This window comes from Microcoleus sp. N9_A1 (genome assembly GCF_036701795.1).
Classification (GTDB): Bacteria; Cyanobacteriota; Cyanobacteriia; order Cyanobacteriales; family Microcoleaceae; genus Microcoleus.
Map to the genome: position 1 here is coordinate 1 of NZ_JAUBRI010000013.1, position 15,995 is coordinate 15,995.

The window sequence follows — 15,995 nt, forward strand, 5'->3', positions numbered from 1 at the left end:
AGGAGCGGAATGATGGGAAACTATCACGTTCCGTTTTGGAGAGCAGTGGAGGAGGCGACTCCTTCACTGACTTTAATCATTCTCAGAAAAGCAATCCCAAATGCCTTGTGCGATGGGATAGGGAGCTGCGTAGTTCAGCCGAGGCGGGTTAATCCGCTCAAAGTAAAAGTGAAAGGGGAGGGCTAACGCCTCCCATGTCGTTGCAATAAATGACTATAGTTTTACCAGCTATGACACAAGTTTCGATCGATGCCCTAGTTCAAGGGGCAATTTCTGGCAATCATATCGTCAGTTTTCCTACAGATACTGTACCCGCTTTGGCTGCGCGTCCCGATCGCTCGGAGTTGATTTTTGCAGCTAAACGTCGCAGTCAAGACAAACCGCTGATTTTGATGGCAGCATCCGCCCAGGCTTTATGGCCCTACGTGCAGGGAAGTCCAGCAGAGTTAAACTTGTGGCAGCAAGTAGCCGAATCCTATTGGCCGGGGGCGCTAACTTTGGTGCTGCCGGCTTCGCCAAAAGTCCCGGCGGCTCTCAATCCCATTGATCGCACTACAATCGGAGTACGAGTGCCTAATTTTCCCCTTGCCCTCAAGATTCTAGAGCAGACAGGCCCTTTGGCTACTACCAGTGCTAATCTATCCGGCCAAGCGCCTCTGGAGTCGGTGGCAGAAATTGAGGCTCAGTTTCCTGAAGTCTTGACATTAGTTCCTTCGGAATTAGCAACAGCGACAACAGCTTCGAGTTTGCCTTCGACTGTGGCTAAATGGACGGGCAGCGAGTGGGAAATATTGCGACAAGGCGCGATCGAGTTAGAATGCTAAAAGCTAAACTCCAAGGCAAAGCAATATGGCGCCGATCGGCTGGAGCAACTTTATATATTTAGGTATGGGACTGGGGCTGGGTTTGGGAAGCAGTTTGATTTGGCGCCTGCGGCAAAAAAGCTCGCAACAGCCCGAACCGGCGCCCAAAGTAGCCCCATCTCCTCAAGAAATTCAGTTAGAGAAGTTTGATGCCCTTTCTGAGCAACTTAAGCAAACTCAATTGGCTTATCAGATGGCATCGGAGATGAGCCAATTTAAGGCGGGTTTTTTGGCTCGAACTTCTCACGAGTTGCGATCGCCCCTGAGCACTATGATTGGTACGCTGCAATTAATTCTCTCGGATTTGTGCGACGATCCTGCTGAGGAACGAGAGTTTGTCGAGCAAGCTCACGTCGCGGCACTCAAGCTGGTGAAATTGATAGATGAAATTATCTCTGTTGCTAAAACTGAACACGGCACTGACAGGATGGATATTGAGCCGATTCAGTTAGCTAAGGTTTTTGACGAGGTTGATGATTTAACTTACTTGCAAGCTGCTAATCGCGGCATTCGTTTGGAGATATTGCCGCCTGATCCGGAGATTTATGTCTTGGCAGATTTGCCGAGGTTTAGGCAAGTTTTAGTCAATTTGGTAGATACTGCTGTGGCTCAGATGGAGGAGGGGAGTATTTCTGTGTCTGCCCATGCTTCGCCGGAATCTGGATACGTTCACATTTGGGTGGACGATCAGCGTTCAGTGAGTGCTTGGAGCGAGTCTTGGGATTTGCTGAAGCACGATTTGGAGTGTGATGCTACTAAGAGCAGCGATAATTCTCAGGTGTCTTCTGGAATGAGGTTATTGATGAATCAGACTCTTTTAAGTTTGATGAGCGGAAAGTTGGAGGTTCTGGCTGTGCCTTCTGAGTCTGAAGAGTGCAATTTTAACCGGACTCAGTGTTCTATTCCTTTGGCAACTTTGTGATGAAGGAAGTTCGGCCACGGACTTTTTAACGGATTAATATCAATGCCGGTTGCACGAGTAACCGAGGACACGGCAATGCCGTTTCCCTACCCCAAAATAATCATAGAACGGGCGAGGACTCTCTTGCCATCATGCTCGCAAGAGATGTAACTATCGATCGATTAATTGTAGGGAAACGGCACTGCCGTGTCCTGGTTGTGGGTAATTGATAGGTAGTAAGGTGCGCCGAAGAGCACCCTACATATTGATTTTGGTGCAAGTTTTGTGCTTGTTTAACAATTAGCAGTTAGCAATTCGCCCTTGCTAATTTCTAATTCGACATTCTCTTCTAAGAGCTGATTTTCAAGTACCATTGTCGTGCTAGCGTTTTGCTGAAAACCGATGCGCTCGTAGAAGCTTTGTTTGTAAGTTGTCATCAGGTAAACTCGCTCTACTCGGCACATTCGAGGGTGACTCAAGACGGTTTGGACTAATTTGCGGCCGAGTCCTGCACCTTGGTAATCTGGGTGAATGGCGACATCCCAGATGGTGGCTCGATAGATGCCGTCTGAGGTGGCTCTGGCAAAGCCGATCGCCCGTGAGCCGTCCCAAACTGTAACAACTGGTTCGCTGTTGGCGATCGCAATTTCCCAATCTTCTATCTTGCGTTCCCTCGCCCAAAAGGCGGCGGCTTTAAATAGTTCTTGGATCTGTACGATGTCTGCGCGATCGCGACCTATACAAAATTGAATCTGACTGGAATCCCTAGTCGTTGATGTCATGCTCAATCTGCCTTCAAGTGGTATCTAAACTGTGTTACTTTTACTGTTTTACAGGGGTGAAAATTGATTTTGCTTGGGAACGAGCAATGGTTGAATTCCCGATTTACAAAACTATTTTTATTCATACATATTTTCTCACTAATTTCGGTGATTATTAATACTTTTTGGGGTAAATTTTGTAAAAAAGTCTTTGAGTCAAAATTCCCAACTGATAACTCATACCATTTGAGATTTTAGATTTGAGATTTTAGATGGGAATGACTGATTTTTTAGGGGTGTGGAGTTTGTCTACAGAGAAACCGGGTTTTTTCTTACGTCTACTTCGTTAGATCAATTGCGGTTGTATCGGAATGATTTAACCGCAGAGGGCGCAGAGAACACAGAGTCAGAGAAGATCGAGATGAATAATTCCGATGCCAACGGATTTGATATTGCAGCCCACCGAAACGGTAAAAACCCGGTTTAGAGGGTCGTCCATCGGTAAGCGAGGCTTGTATGGTGCGTAATCGCTCAAAAATCATCTATCGAGAGAGGTATTGACTCCACGAAAACACCCGAAGATTGTGCTGTGGAGTCAAATCTCTAATCTCTAATCTCTAATCAAGTGAATCAGTTTTGCAGCCAGCGCGCGGCGTCTTTGGCGTGATAAGTCAAAATCAAATCACAACCAGCACGCTTGAATCCTGTCAAAGTTTCCATCACTACTCTTTCTTCATCTATCCAACCGTTGAGGGCGGCGGCTTTCACCATCGCATATTCCCCAGAAACGTTGTAAGCAGCAACTGGCAGGTTAGTTGCTTCCTTAACCCGCCAGATGATGTCCATATAAGCTAAAGCGGGTTTAACCATGAGCATATCTGCGCCTTCGGCAATGTCGAGAGCTATTTCTTTGAGAGCTTCGCGGCCGTTGCCGGGGTCCATTTGATAGGTGCGTCGATCGCCAAATTGCGGAGCAGAATCTGCCGCATCCCGGAACGGGCCATAATAAGCTGAGGCGTATTTTGCCGCGTAAGACATGATGGGAATATCTTCAAATCCAGCGGAGTCCAATCCTTCGCGAATTGCTCCGACAAAACCGTCCATCATTCCCGAAGGGGCGATAATATCTGCACCGGCTTTAGCTTGAGCAACGGCGGTTTTCTTCAGCAATTCTAGTGTGGGATCGTTCAAGACGCGGCCGCTTAAATCTCCGACTTCCAAATAGCCGCAGTGACCGTGACTGGTATATTCGCACAGACAAGTATCGACCATGACGATTAAATCTGGTACGGCTTTTTTAACTGCTTCCGTCGCTTGTTGGACGATGCCGCAGTCGTGCCAAGCACCTGTAGCATCTGTGTCTTTATCTGCGGGAATGCCGAATAAAATAATCGCGGGAATGCCGAGGTCGTAGACTTCTTTTGCTTCTTCTACTATTTTGTCTACCGATAGCTGGTAAACTCCGGGCATGGATGTGACTTCTTTAGCAAAAGCTTCCCCCGGTACGGCAAATAGGGGGTAAATTAAATCGCTGGTTGTCAAGATATTTTCGCGTACCATCCGGCGGAGTTGGGGATGGTTGCGGAGGCGGCGGGGGCGGTGAGTTGGAAACATAATGTTTTTTTTACGGTAGATAAAGCCCTGTTTTTGAGGACTCGCGGCGTTTCTTTAAAAGTCTAAAGCTTATTGTTGGCCGATCGCCCTGTACTTAAGTAAAGTTCTGTAAAAGCCAGGATGTCGATTGTTTGTAAGTAACTACACAAAATTAATTACATAAAGACTTATTGCTAGGTAAGGCTTTCACGCGAAATATTGTGTAATTAATTTTGCACGACTACTTAGTAACTGAGATGTTGCACCATTCTCAATAACCATTTTATGGGTGGGCTAGAAGCTCCCAACCCGTACTCCCCAAAAGAAATTCAGTCTTTGTGGAACAGGCCGGAAAGCCGGCTCTTGAAAATGGTGCAAGAATTAAGTAGTAAGGAATGCAAGTCCTTTCTAGCTTTTCTCGTTTGCAGACTCAGGCCTAACTGTGGTTGGATCGGTTGGTACGGATATCTCGCTGGCTTCATACCTATAACCAGGCTGCCCAGAAGCGAGGATAGACTGTAAATTATAAATGTATCGAATAGTAACGGTCTTATGTACAAGCAACTAATTTCAAAGATCAAACCGCTTTTGAAATCACTATTTGCGATCGGTCTGGTACTGACGCTAGCCCTCGGTAACGCTGATGGAGCTCTGGCCGCCCGCAGTGGAGGACGTATCGGCGGCGGATCTTTTAGAGCTCCGGCGCGCAGTTACTCGTCTCCTAGTCGCACTTACGCGCCGTCGGGAGGAGGCTACTACCCAGGTGGTGGCTTTGGAGGTGGCTTCGGTTTCCCGTTCTTGCTGCCGTTTTTTGGCTTTGGGGGCGGGTTTGGCGGCCTGTTCTCGATTTTGATTTTTATCTCGATTGCTAATTTCCTCGTCCAAAGCTTCCGCCGCGCCGGGGGAGGAACTGACGAACTCGGCAACAGCGCCCCCACTACCACTGTATCTGTGGCCCGCTTGCAAGTTGGTTTGCTAGCAGAGGCCCGCGGTTTGCAAGCCGAGCTCGACTCCCTAGCGCTAAAAGCGGATACCGACACAGCCGCGGGTCGCGCTCAAGTGCTGCAAGAATCTACTCTGGCGCTGCTGCGGCATCCTGAATACTGGGTTTACGCGGGCGCTGAATCTGTGCAAACTCGCTTGGAAGCAGCCGAAGCTAAGTTTAATCAACTTTCTTTGGCAGAACGCAGTAAATTTACTGAAGAAACGCTCTCGAATTATAACAATCAGCTCCGCCAAGCAGGGAGCAACAATATCCTGCCAGGTTTGCAGGAAAATGGGGCGCTGGTTGCTTCTGATTTGAATTCAGATCCTGGGGAATTTATTGTGGTGACGGTGATTGTGGGTACTCAAGGCAAATTGCAATTGCCAGCCGTGAAAAACTCTGAAGATTTGCGCCAAGCTTTGCGTCAGATTGGGGGAGTATCGAGCGAGCAGTTGCTGGCGGTTGAGGTGCTGTGGACTCCTCAAGCGAACGGGGACACTCTGACTGCTGACGATATGTTGGCCGGCTATCCTGATTTACGATCGATTTAGTGAGCAAGACTGGGCGCGGAGCATTGTCTGCCGCGCCTCATGCCGCAGCAAAGCTGGGCGGGTGAACCCAATTGTTTTTGAGACGGGCATTTCGCGGGATGTTGGGGAGGTCGATGGAGTTAAAAAAGATTCTTTAACAAATGCTAGTATTGAGAGATTATGATTCAGCGTGATTCGTCTGCTATGGGTCAAGCCTGCCCCATAGGGGTTTTGCGAAGAAGTTGGGCAGGATAAAAAAACTGTATTGAGCGAGGACTGCTTCGGAAGAAGTTGCGATCGCGCGCCATCTAAATTTTATATAAAGAAGAAGCGATCGAGAGCGAAAACTTATGGCCGACAGCAGCAGAAAAAAAGCACTTTTTATTTTGAGCCAGTTAAATAATGACGATATCAACTGGATCGTCCAAAAAGGCAAAAAGGAAGTTCTAGATCCGGGCGGGATTTTGATCCATGAAGGGAGACAGATAGATGCGCTCTACATTATTTTGGATGGGAGTTTGAGCGTTTTGATCGAGGCTGAGGGGACTAAAGAACTTGCTAAAATAGCCAGCGGAGAACTGGTGGGAGAAGTCTCTTTTATTGACGCTCGCCCTCCTTTGGCAACCGTGAAGGCGATAGAAGAAACTCACTTGCTGGCAATTCCTAGGCGGCAGTTAGTAATCAAACTTCAAAACGATATGGGCTTTGCTTCCCGGTTTTATTATGGAATTTCACTGTGTCTGGCAGACAGGATGCGCGGTACGATCAGACATATAGAATACGGGCGCAATATAGAATTAGATAAACCCGAATTTGAACGGGAGGATATCAATCCTAACGTCCTGGAAAATTTGGCGCTAGCTCAGGCTAAGTTTAATTGGCTGAGGGAAAATGTTAAAGCTTGAGGAATTTTAAGGCGTTTTTGAGCTAGGTGTGAAAACAAAATAGGGGCGGGTTGTACCGGAAATATCGATCGATAACTGCCGGAACTATAAAAACCCGCCCCTTTGCTTTGCAGTTGCAATTTCGCGCGCTGAAACGCAACTACCAACCACACAATCTAGATAATTCCCGGCCCTTTGCTACGGGTGTCTGAATCCATTGTCAGTTTTCCTTCCTCGCCTTTTTTATCTTTGATTTCTGCGAGAATTCGAGCGCGTTCTGCGGCTTCGGCTTCTTCTTTTGCTCTCAAATCGCCCGGTTCGTTGATGTACATTTCCGGTTCGACCGCGTAATTGTTAACCAGACCTTCTTGGTCTACTGTATAACCATCTGTGGTATGAATGCTTTCGTCATCAGTTTGGTCGTCTGTTTTGGCGCCTTTCTGCTTTGCTTCGGTGGTTGCGTGCATGAAGTTAGAGCCTTCGCGCTCTTGCCGCGCTGCTGTCTCAGCAGGAGTAATGCCCCTGTCGTAGTGGGGGGCTTCCATCTTAGCTTCTATTTGTTCGTCGGTTGGTGTTGATTTGCTAATTTCACTCTCGGGCGGTGTTGGTTGGCGATTAGTCATGATTGTTTCCTGAGTTATTTTTTCAAAAAGGTCTTTCGCTTATCCTTTAATATTAAGCTTAAGCTAACTCATTAACAAACTATCTTTGGTTATAGTTTGCGAAAAATTGCTGTTAGGGAAAATACCTTGATTGAGTCTTCCTGAAGACTGATACAAGTATGTTTTTAGGTAAAATTTTACTATCTGCGAATATTTGGCATCTATCTAAAGATAGGGAATTGGCAATTGCAGGTTGAGGATTGGGAATTGGACTAATGACTAATGATAGCAGTTTAGAGGCGGAGTTTTACGGTAGGCCAGTTCTCAAGCCAGATAGTCATCAGTCATTCCCAATTATTCAATTCTTTAATCTAAAATCGTCTGACTTTATGCTTCTTTATAGAAGCGGATGATTTCGCGGACGTGGTTGAGAAATTGTCCGTCGTCGGTAAGCTGGGCGATCGCACTTTCTGCATCTCTTGCCAGTTTAGTGTGTTCTGCCTGATTTTTCGCTTGCAAAGATTGTAGAGATGCGGATAAATTAGTTAATTCTATTTTGGTGGCCTGTTGCTCCCGCTCTTGGACAGCCACCCACGAATTCGGATTATTTAAACTGAATTGATTGGATAAATCTTTAACTGTAGATTCTAAGCTTGCAAAGCGGCTGCGGAGTTCGACAATATCTTCGCGGGGGTACAAAAATTGGCTGCGGATAGTTCTCAGCCGCTGGGCTAAATATTGATAACCTCGGATAGCTGGACGCATTACAGTTAACAGCAGTGCAGCACCGGAACTGAGATAGCCCACAGCACTAATTCCAGTGGCGGCTAGGGCGTAAAGTACGATCGCGCTTCCGAGATGCAGGGCGATCGCCACAAAGAGCGATCGGCGAACTAATACATTAACGTATTTGACTTGTTCATGATCGACAGCAATATTTTTTTTAGTAGATTCAGCCGCTTGCGCTAAAACTTCTTTAGCTTCAAAATGGACATTCCAAGGAACAGTAACTATCAGCAACAGCCATTCAAAAATAGCAATAGCAATTACCCAATCAATAAAACTGCCGGCGGGGACGTGCAGCCATTGCAGAATGGCAAAAATCAACAATAAAAATATGCCAGTACCGGCACCGAAACCTGCAAAACTGTACATAGCGAGAGCCTTTGTGAAATGTTATTTTGATTGTGAGTAGGTTGTTTTGATATGGAGCCAGAAACTGTGACAGTTAAGTAATCGTCCTATTAATCCAGGTTAATTAGTTATGAGTAACAGTGCGAGGGAAGGGTTGCAACCAACCAGGCTTTTTCAGCGAAATACTTGCTATATCTCAATCGTGGAATGTTATTTTGATTGTGGGTAGGTTTTTGAGGTGTGGAAGAATAAGCTGTGACAGTTGAGAAAGCGTCCTATTGTTCAACCCAGTTTATTAGTGATTAGTAATCTTCCCGGACACAAGAGTTTCCCGACACCTGGTTTGTTTTAAAAAAAAATACACGGTATTTCGCCGAGCAATAATAGTTAAATAAAACGGTTTGTCTGTGAAAATTTCCTAAGTTATACATAATTATTCATTAGCGATTAGCGATCGGATAAAGTCAGATTTCCCCCAAGTCATACCATTTAAAATTTAAGATTTGAAATTAGTAATGACTGATTGTGTCTGGGTTTACAGCTTATCTACAGTGGCATTCTTTTTTGAACTGGTATAACTCCCAGGGTTACACTTGGGGAAGAACGCAGCAATGTCAAAACGCTCCTCTCTCCACTTTTCTGTTGCAGAGCAGCTCGATCGCCTGTGGCTGAGATAAACTGATTGAAAGGTCGATCGCCCGTGAAAGCAAATAAATTACCAGCTTGTCACCGAGAGGGTCATACCGCAAGCTGCAGCCACAGCAAAATAGCTAAAATTAACTCTACCGTATCCGATTTCCAATAACTGCACGCATACAATCTCAAATCAAAAGTCAGCAGGAAGGACAAACCGATGGCGAACTCAACTATTGGTCTAGAAAATAAACTTTACGATTATCTATTATCTATTTCCCTGCGGGAGCCAGATATTCTCGCTGCACTGCGAGAAGAAACTGCTAAGCATCCGATGGGTATGATGCAAATAGCTCCCGAACAAGGTCAGTTTATGGAGATGCTGGTGCAGCTTATGGGAGCGACAAAAACCTTAGAAGTTGGCGTTTTTACTGGTTATAGCTCCCTGTGCGTAGCCTTAGCCCTGCCTCCTAACGGTCAAATTATTGCCTGCGACATCAGCGAGGAATATACTTCTATAGCGCGACGCTATTGGGAAGCGGCGGGTGTCGCAAACAAAATTTCCTTGCAATTGGGGCCGGCAATCAATACTCTCGACAAACTAATAGCCGAGGGACAAGCCGGAACCTTTGATTTTGCATTTATAGACGCAGATAAAGAAAATTATGAGGCTTATTTTGAGCGATCGCTCCAACTTGTACGCAATGGCGGTTTAATAGTAATTGACAACGTTCTGTGGTCGGGACGAGTTGCCGATCCTCAAGTACAAGACACAAGTACCCTCGCCCTTCGTAATTTCAACGACAAATTGCGTAACGATCCGAGAGTTACTCTGAGTGTTGTCCCCATTGCTGACGGACTAACTTTAGCCCTGAAACGCCGCTGGGCAACTATGATGCAGCCGGAACATCACAATTAAAGAGTTTTAGCTGCTGGGAACTTCATTAAAACCAAAGAAACCGGGTTTTTATCTGTATTCAAAGCTGCGATACAGTATTTTCGTGAAAAACCCGGTTTCTGCCTACCCCTGTATCTAGAACTATATTAATTACCGACGATCAATTACAATTAATCAAAATCCTCAACAAATATTATTAATTTAAAGTGACAAATGCTGGCATCAAATTTACAAATAAAATTACCGATTCACGAAACTTTTCAGTGCACTGTTCAAGGCGAAGGTTATTGGACAGGTACTTTAGTTGATTTTATTAGATTGGCAGGTTGTCCCGTGGGGTGTCCTTGGTGCGATACTGGCTACTCCAAAGGTGGCAAAGGTTTGCCGTCGGTGCCGCAGTCGATCGCACAATTGCTAGCTCAATTGCAGTCTCCGAGAGTTGTCATTACTGGCGGCGAACCTTTCATTCACCAGAATTTACCGGAGTTAGTTGCAGCATTGTTACAAGCTGACAAACAGGTAAGTATCGAAACTTCTGGCGCTTATTGGCAAGATGTTTCGCCGCTGGCTTGGATTACTCTTTCTCCTAAAGAACACGTCAATCCTAAATATCCGGTACAAGAGCATTTATGGAAGAAAGCCAATGAAATCAAGTTGGTGGTTAGCACGGGCGAAGAAGTTGATTTTTACAAAAAATATTTTGTTGAGGATATGAATGTGCCTGTGTTTTTGCAGCCGGAATGGGAATCGCGCGATCGGGCGATTCCGATTATTTTGGAGTTGCTCAAACAGCATCCGAGTTATAGGTTGTCTTTGCAAACTCACAAGTTTATTGGTGTGCAATAAACATCCTAAAATCCTGTAGGAGGCGGATTCACCAACTATCTATGATATCAAATTCTCTCTTCATCGAAATAGTAAATTAACTGTTAACAGTTGACTGTTGACAGTTGACAGTTAACATCATGAGGAGTGCAACCGGAATTGCTATGAAACCCACAAATAATCCCATCAACTCGCCCCATCCCCGCCATTGGTGACATCAACGTCTTAGATCGGGTATATCGGACACGATATTATTCAATTTTTTTAAGGATTGCAGATTTGGGCGATCGCCCTTTCGTCAGGATGATTGGCGATATAAATGCTCAGCCATAAATTATTTATTTACATATTTTGCTAAATTTTCTCGCCTCTTCAGGATGGGAAGCAAAGTAATCTTCCAACCACAAGCAACCTTGCCTGATAAAATGATCTAAATCAAATTCTAAGTTCCACAACTTGATAGTATTGTCAAGCCCACTAGAAGCCAGTGTTTTGCCATCTGGGCTAAACATCACGCTGGTAACGCGGCCAAGGTGTCCTTCTAAAATTGATATTTCCAGACCATTTTCTACATTCCATATCCTCACTGTACCGTCATCGCTAGAGGAAGCTAAAGTCTTGCCATCTGGACTAAAACTGATATTAGTTATATCAGATAAATGTCCTTCTAGGGTGAACAATAATCGGCCATTTTCTGCATTCCATAGTTTGACTATACTGTCCGAACCACCAGAAGCAAAAATTTTACCATTTGGGCTAAAGCTAATGGTAGCTACCCAACCGCTATGGGCGGGAAAACTCTGCATTAAAGTCGTTGTTTTTAAATTTAATAGCTGTATATCACCGTCAGAACAAGCCACAGCTAGAGCTTTTCCATCTGGACTAAAACTTAAATCGGTTACAATACTGCGAGGTTCTTTAAAGGTTTGCAGTAACCTCATATCTGCTACATTCCAAAGTTTTACCGTACTATCAGAACTACCAGAAACAAAGGTCTTTCCATCTGGACTAAAGCGAACGCTTCTCACCCAAGCGCTATGACCGTTGAGAGTTTTTAGTAGTCTACCATCTTGGACATTCCACAACTTAATTGTTTTGTCAACACTGCCGGAAGCTAATATATTACCATCGGGACTAAAACTAACACTTAGCACCAGACCTTGATGACCGTTGAGAGTTTGGAGTAAAGTACCATTTTTCTTATTCCATAACTTTATTTTAAAATCGTCGCTACCGGAAGCTAACATCTTACCGTCGGGACTAAAACTTACAGCTTGAACATTAGTGCTATTTCCTTTAATGGTTTGCGGTTCCCTCACCTCTAAATTCCAGAGCTTAATTGCACTATCAAAACTTCCAGAAACCAGAGTTTTGCCATCTGGACTAAAACCAATACTCAAAATTCTGCCACGATGTCCTTTAAGAAGTTGCGGTTCAATTGTATTGTCGTTTATATCCTCTAAATTCCACAATTTGACTGTACTATCGGAACTGATAGTGGCTAGAGTATTGCCATCTGGACTAAAAATTGCACTCCAGACAGCCCTGCGATGGGTGGGAAGGTTTTGCAGTAAAGTTCCATCTATTACATTCCACAGTTTCACTATGCCGTCTTGATCGGTAGAAGCTAAGGTTTTACCATCGGGACTGAAACTGACACTTCTGGTGTTACTTTTATGATCTTCCAGAGTATTTATGAGAGATCCATCGCCAACATTCCAAAGCTTCACGGTTGTATCAAAACTTGCAGAAGCGAGAGTTTTACCATCGGGACTAAAACTAATATGGGTAACGATCTGGGTATGTGCTTTCAGAGTTTTTAATAATGTAGCGTCTGCTGTTTTCCACAAATTGATAAAACCAGCGGAACTACAGGAAGCGAAAATTTGACCGTCAGGACTAAAACTGACACTTCTCACCCAGCTATGATGAGCCTTAATAGTTTTAATTAAAGTGCTGCGCGTTACATCCCACAACTTGACAGTACCATCTTCACTTCCAGAAGCCAAAATCTTGCCATTAGGATGAAAACTCACACTCGTAACTCTACCAGTATGTCCTGTCAGGGTTGATATTAATGTAGCTGGTCTAGCATTCCAGAGTTTTACCGTACCATCCTCGCTAGCAGAAGCAAAAATTTTGCCATCGGGACTGAAAGTTACACTTTTGATAGCGCCACGATGACCGATCGCGCGATCGCGTTCTCTAACATGATAAATTGCCTGTTGTAGCCCCCTCGTTACTTGTATCTGTGTCTCATTGCTGGCTAATTTTTCTAATCCTTTGATCTGTTGTGCTGCTTGTAACGCTTTCAGCAGCGCTTCAAAAGGATCGGAAACCAAAGCTGCTTTAGAAAATGAAGTTTGCAAGATTACTTGTTGTTCTGCCAGTTGCTGTTGGGCTTTTTTTACTTGTAATTGGATTGAGATTGCTGTGATCATAGAAACTGCCAAAACTAGAGAACCGATAGCCACAATCCGGGTAGCTCTCCGCTGGGCTTGAGTTAATTTTAGTTTTGCTTTTTGTTGAGCCAAAACTAAAATTTCATTCGCCTCTGCTAATATCTGACCTTCTTCTTCTTTGACGACTAAAGCCTGTTGAACTTCTCGCTTTTCCCAATTTTGAGCCGCCGCTAAAAAGCGGTAGTCCAGAGGACTTAAACTTTGATTTTTTGCCCAATCCAAAGCTTCTTGTAGGGCATTTCCCCGCAGCAGTCGCGAATTATCCTCAAAATTGGCAGCATTCCAAGCATTAAAATTTTCCGCATAAGGGCGCAGCTTGCCCAACTGTTTATCCACCCATTCAAGATTGAAAATCTCGGCATAAATTCGGTTGTAAATTTTTAATTTGCCTTGATGCAGAACCACCAAACCTGAGAGGCGCAACTCGGTTTGTTCGCGACTCCCATCAGTGCCTATTTCCCGCTGCAAGATTTGCTGGTAAAGCCCCAATAACTGCCCTGCTTTTTGCTGATTTCTCAAAATGCGATCGCGAATAGTTTTCAAATGTTCGGGCTCATCCTGAGACTCCCAATTCTCCACAATCCGCAACTGCACCACCTCTTCAACCGATCGCGAATTTCCCAATGCAGATTCCTCAAGCACCAACTTGCACAGCTTTTGGGTCAAAAAAGGTTGTCCCCCAGTCCAATCTAGGATTTGGGCGATCGCACTTTCAGCATCACCAACTTGTCCCCGCCAACCATCAATCAAAGGCTGCACTTCATCAATTTTAAAACCGCCCAAATTTATCGCCTTACCAATATTAAAAGGAGTTTGAGTTTTATCAGCAATCAAATCCGCCGGTGTCGCCACCCCCAGCAGCGCAAAAGTCAAACGCCGGTATAAAAAATTGTCAACTCTTTGATTGTAAAACCAGCGAATTAGAGCAAAAAACTCATCCGTAGAAAAATTCATGCTCAAAACGCGATCGATCTCGTCAACAAAAATAACAATATCTTGTTTTATTTCAACTAAAACAACTTCTTCAATAAACAAACTAAACCGCTGCAGAGGTGAAAACAAATCCCGGCGATCGCGCCACCAACTCCGCCAATTAACTTTATTGCCTAGCTGACAGCTACTGACCAAAGAATTAACAATACCAGCATACCACTTTTCCGCAGTTACATCCTCCTTACCAATCCCAGTTAAATCGATAAAAGCGCAAACAGTACCTTCAGCTTGCAATCTTTGCATAGCCCGCACCCGCAAACTAGACTTACCCATTTGGCGCGAATTTAAAACATAACAAAACTCACCAGCCTTCAAACATTCGTAAAAATCCAAGTCTGCTTGGCGCGTCACGTAACTAGACGCATCTGCTGGGAGACTACCGCCAATCTGATATTCATAACCAAGTGGAGATTCTTTCATCATTACCTGCACCCATATCTAGATTTGATTGTACGATCGCAAACCTGACTATGTAGAGATTTATCAAAAAACCTGATTTTTGCTGATTTTTAGGACTTACGAACCGGGGGTTAGAAACCGGGTTTTTTACGAAAATCCTTGGTTATAGCCGACAGATTAGGTAAAAACCCGGTTATGAAAGTCTGATGCCTGAGTCCTGATTTTGATGATGCTTTGTCAGGCTGCACCTGATTTTCCCCTATAAATTCACAACCTGAAGCTATTTATCAGTTCCTACAATACCTGATTTTATCACCATTGCCGTTCAAGAGTTTTAGGAACAAACTGATAACAGGAAGCAAAAGGTGCAGCAAACAAATACAAACACTTATCGCTTCCGCCAACTCAGAAAATCATCACAAATAGGAATTACTACCATGACTGAACTTAGAACGATCGCCGATGCTAACATTTTTACCCCTAGATTCGGTTTGATTGAAGACTTGACCGACGTTCCTCGAACCAATCCCGATGACGAACCCAAGCCTAATAATTCCGGTTTGATTGAAGACTTTAGCGACGTTCCTCGGCCAGACATCGATGATAACTTAATAGTAGAAACACGTAAAATAATCGCCTCTGACCGTAACTTTGCTAACAGCTTGTTCGGCAGCTTCGATAAAATCGGTGGCTTACCCAATGACAACATAACGGGAACAGCAGGAGCTGACTATCTAATCGGCAGTGATGACAATCAGGTTCGCGATGCAATCTTTGGCGGTGGCGGTGCAGATACACTCAAAGGTCTAGACGGTGACGACTTCTTGTTTGGCGGTAGCGGTAAAGATCAGCTTTGTGGCGGCCGCGGTTCCGACTGGTTGGAAGGCAATAGTGGCGATGATATTCTCATCGGCCACACCAACGGGCCAGGACAATATGATTCTTATGAAATCGACACCTTAATTGGTGGTTCTGGAGCAGATACATTCTCGCTAGTTATGAACGGTGGCCCAGACCCTAAACTTCCTTACTTAGATGGCTTAGGTGAGACTGCTTATGCGATTATTCGGGACTTTAAAAAATCTGATGGGGATGCAATCTTAATGCTGGGTAAAAAGCAAGATTACGAATTTACATCGGGCAACTACGGTTATGGGAATCAGTCACTCAAAGACACGAAAATATTTTATAAAGGTGACATGATTGCTGTAGTTGCAGATAACATGGCTGCGGATTTAACCCTGTCATTCGTCTAATTCTATCTGTAGGTTTTGCATTACCAGCTATTGGTGTCAACTTTCCACATTTTTTCGCGAAGTCCGGCGGGGATTTAAACCCCCGCCTCATAGCTTAAGTCCTCTTGCATAAAAATGAAAAACTCATACCAAATCCGCTCTTCAACTGAATTATTCATCTCTCTCTTGTCTCCCTCTGCGTTCTCTGTGTCCTAGTCAGGTTAAACTGAGATGGGAATTTTTCGTGGGGTCGGGCGGGTTTATTTAACCTGTCTGCAAGCTTTGAGGCTCAAGAGT

General features: G+C 44.6%; 13 protein-coding genes. 8 read left to right on the plus strand and 5 right to left on the minus strand.

Features of this window, described 5'->3' with window-relative positions; translation table 11 throughout:
- From QUA58_RS08450 to QUA58_RS08460, 3 genes are all read left to right on the plus strand, one after another.
- A partial coding sequence (locus tag QUA58_RS08450) for a hypothetical protein (RefSeq protein WP_333393729.1) occupies positions 1-186 on the plus strand: 186 nt, incomplete at its 5' end.
- Positions 187-230: 44 nt separating this feature from the next.
- Positions 231-824 (plus strand): L-threonylcarbamoyladenylate synthase, encoded by a 594-nt coding sequence (locus QUA58_RS08455; protein WP_333255772.1) that lies wholly within the window; start codon positions 231-233, stop codon positions 822-824.
- A 25-nt stretch (positions 825-849) separates the two neighbouring features.
- Entirely contained in the window at positions 850-1,785 is a 936-nt protein-coding gene (locus tag QUA58_RS08460) for a sensor histidine kinase (RefSeq protein WP_333393636.1), read from the plus strand.
- 272 nt (positions 1,786-2,057) lie between these two features.
- Here QUA58_RS08460 and QUA58_RS08465 read toward each other — a convergent pair whose 3' ends face one another.
- Positions 2,058-2,546: a GNAT family N-acetyltransferase gene (locus tag QUA58_RS08465; RefSeq protein WP_333255776.1), complete on the minus strand. Its 489-nt coding sequence runs from the start codon at positions 2,544-2,546 to the stop codon at positions 2,058-2,060.
- Between the two features lie 609 nt (positions 2,547-3,155).
- Positions 3,156-4,139, minus strand: a complete 984-nt coding sequence (gene hemB, locus QUA58_RS08470; protein WP_333049296.1) for a porphobilinogen synthase — start codon at positions 4,137-4,139, stop codon at positions 3,156-3,158.
- A 531-nt stretch (positions 4,140-4,670) separates the two neighbouring features.
- On the opposite strand from hemB, the gene QUA58_RS08475 reads away from it, so the two are divergent.
- Positions 4,671-5,654 (plus strand): DUF1517 domain-containing protein, encoded by a 984-nt coding sequence (locus QUA58_RS08475; RefSeq protein ID WP_333255778.1) that lies wholly within the window; start codon positions 4,671-4,673, stop codon positions 5,652-5,654.
- A gap of 329 nt (positions 5,655-5,983) precedes the next feature.
- A complete protein-coding gene (locus QUA58_RS08480; protein ID WP_333255780.1) occupies positions 5,984-6,538 on the plus strand; it encodes a cyclic nucleotide-binding domain-containing protein in 555 nt (184 codons plus the stop codon).
- Between the two features lie 155 nt (positions 6,539-6,693).
- On the opposite strand, the gene QUA58_RS08485 is transcribed toward QUA58_RS08480, so the two are convergent.
- Positions 6,694-7,140 carry a hypothetical protein gene (locus QUA58_RS08485; RefSeq protein WP_333255781.1) on the minus strand — a complete coding sequence of 149 codons (447 nt, stop codon included), beginning with the start codon at positions 7,138-7,140 and terminating at the stop codon, positions 6,694-6,696.
- 366 nt (positions 7,141-7,506) lie between these two features.
- The gene (locus QUA58_RS08490) at positions 7,507-8,274 is read right to left on the minus strand and encodes a hypothetical protein (RefSeq protein ID WP_333393638.1); all 768 of its coding nucleotides are present in this window, start codon (positions 8,272-8,274) and stop codon (positions 7,507-7,509) included.
- Between the two features lie 832 nt (positions 8,275-9,106).
- Here QUA58_RS08490 and QUA58_RS08495 point away from each other — a divergent pair.
- Both QUA58_RS08495 and QUA58_RS08500 read left to right on the plus strand, forming a co-directional pair.
- On the plus strand, positions 9,107-9,805 hold the full coding sequence (locus tag QUA58_RS08495; RefSeq protein WP_333382614.1) for a class I SAM-dependent methyltransferase: 699 nt from the start codon (positions 9,107-9,109) through the stop codon (positions 9,803-9,805).
- Positions 9,806-9,997: 192 nt separating this feature from the next.
- Positions 9,998-10,630 carry a 7-carboxy-7-deazaguanine synthase QueE gene (locus QUA58_RS08500; RefSeq protein WP_333257054.1) on the plus strand — a complete coding sequence of 211 codons (633 nt, stop codon included), beginning with the start codon at positions 9,998-10,000 and terminating at the stop codon, positions 10,628-10,630.
- A 317-nt stretch (positions 10,631-10,947) separates the two neighbouring features.
- Here QUA58_RS08500 and QUA58_RS08505 read toward each other — a convergent pair whose 3' ends face one another.
- Positions 10,948-14,487 carry a WD40 domain-containing protein gene (locus QUA58_RS08505; protein ID WP_333393640.1) on the minus strand — a complete coding sequence of 1,180 codons (3,540 nt, stop codon included), beginning with the start codon at positions 14,485-14,487 and terminating at the stop codon, positions 10,948-10,950.
- 413 nt (positions 14,488-14,900) lie between these two features.
- Here QUA58_RS08505 and QUA58_RS08510 point away from each other — a divergent pair, with 413 nt between their 5' ends.
- Positions 14,901-15,719 carry a calcium-binding protein gene (locus QUA58_RS08510; RefSeq protein WP_333393641.1) on the plus strand — a complete coding sequence of 273 codons (819 nt, stop codon included), beginning with the start codon at positions 14,901-14,903 and terminating at the stop codon, positions 15,717-15,719.
- Positions 15,720-15,995: the final 276 nt, after the last annotated feature.

Excerpts from the sequence above, each read along its gene's own strand:
- QUA58_RS08485 (WP_333255781.1), bottom strand. The coding sequence starts at position 7,140 with ATGACTAATCGCCAACCAACACCGCCCGAGAGTGAAATTAGCAAATCA.
- QUA58_RS08465 (WP_333255776.1), bottom strand. The coding sequence starts at position 2,546 with ATGACATCAACGACTAGGGATTCCAGTCAGATTCAATTTTGTATAGGT.
- QUA58_RS08475 (WP_333255778.1), top strand. The coding sequence starts at position 4,671 with ATGTACAAGCAACTAATTTCAAAGATCAAACCGCTTTTGAAATCACTA.
- QUA58_RS08490 (WP_333393638.1), bottom strand. The coding sequence starts at position 8,274 with ATGTACAGTTTTGCAGGTTTCGGTGCCGGTACTGGCATATTTTTATTG.
- QUA58_RS08510 (WP_333393641.1), top strand. The coding sequence starts at position 14,901 with ATGACTGAACTTAGAACGATCGCCGATGCTAACATTTTTACCCCTAGA.
- QUA58_RS08480 (WP_333255780.1), top strand. The coding sequence starts at position 5,984 with ATGGCCGACAGCAGCAGAAAAAAAGCACTTTTTATTTTGAGCCAGTTA.
- QUA58_RS08495 (WP_333382614.1), top strand. The coding sequence starts at position 9,107 with ATGGCGAACTCAACTATTGGTCTAGAAAATAAACTTTACGATTATCTA.
- QUA58_RS08500 (WP_333257054.1), top strand. The coding sequence starts at position 9,998 with ATGCTGGCATCAAATTTACAAATAAAATTACCGATTCACGAAACTTTT.
- QUA58_RS08460 (WP_333393636.1), top strand. The coding sequence starts at position 850 with ATGGCGCCGATCGGCTGGAGCAACTTTATATATTTAGGTATGGGACTG.
- QUA58_RS08505 (WP_333393640.1), bottom strand. The coding sequence starts at position 14,487 with ATGATGAAAGAATCTCCACTTGGTTATGAATATCAGATTGGCGGTAGT.
- hemB (WP_333049296.1), bottom strand. The coding sequence starts at position 4,139 with ATGTTTCCAACTCACCGCCCCCGCCGCCTCCGCAACCATCCCCAACTC.
- QUA58_RS08455 (WP_333255772.1), top strand. The coding sequence starts at position 231 with ATGACACAAGTTTCGATCGATGCCCTAGTTCAAGGGGCAATTTCTGGC.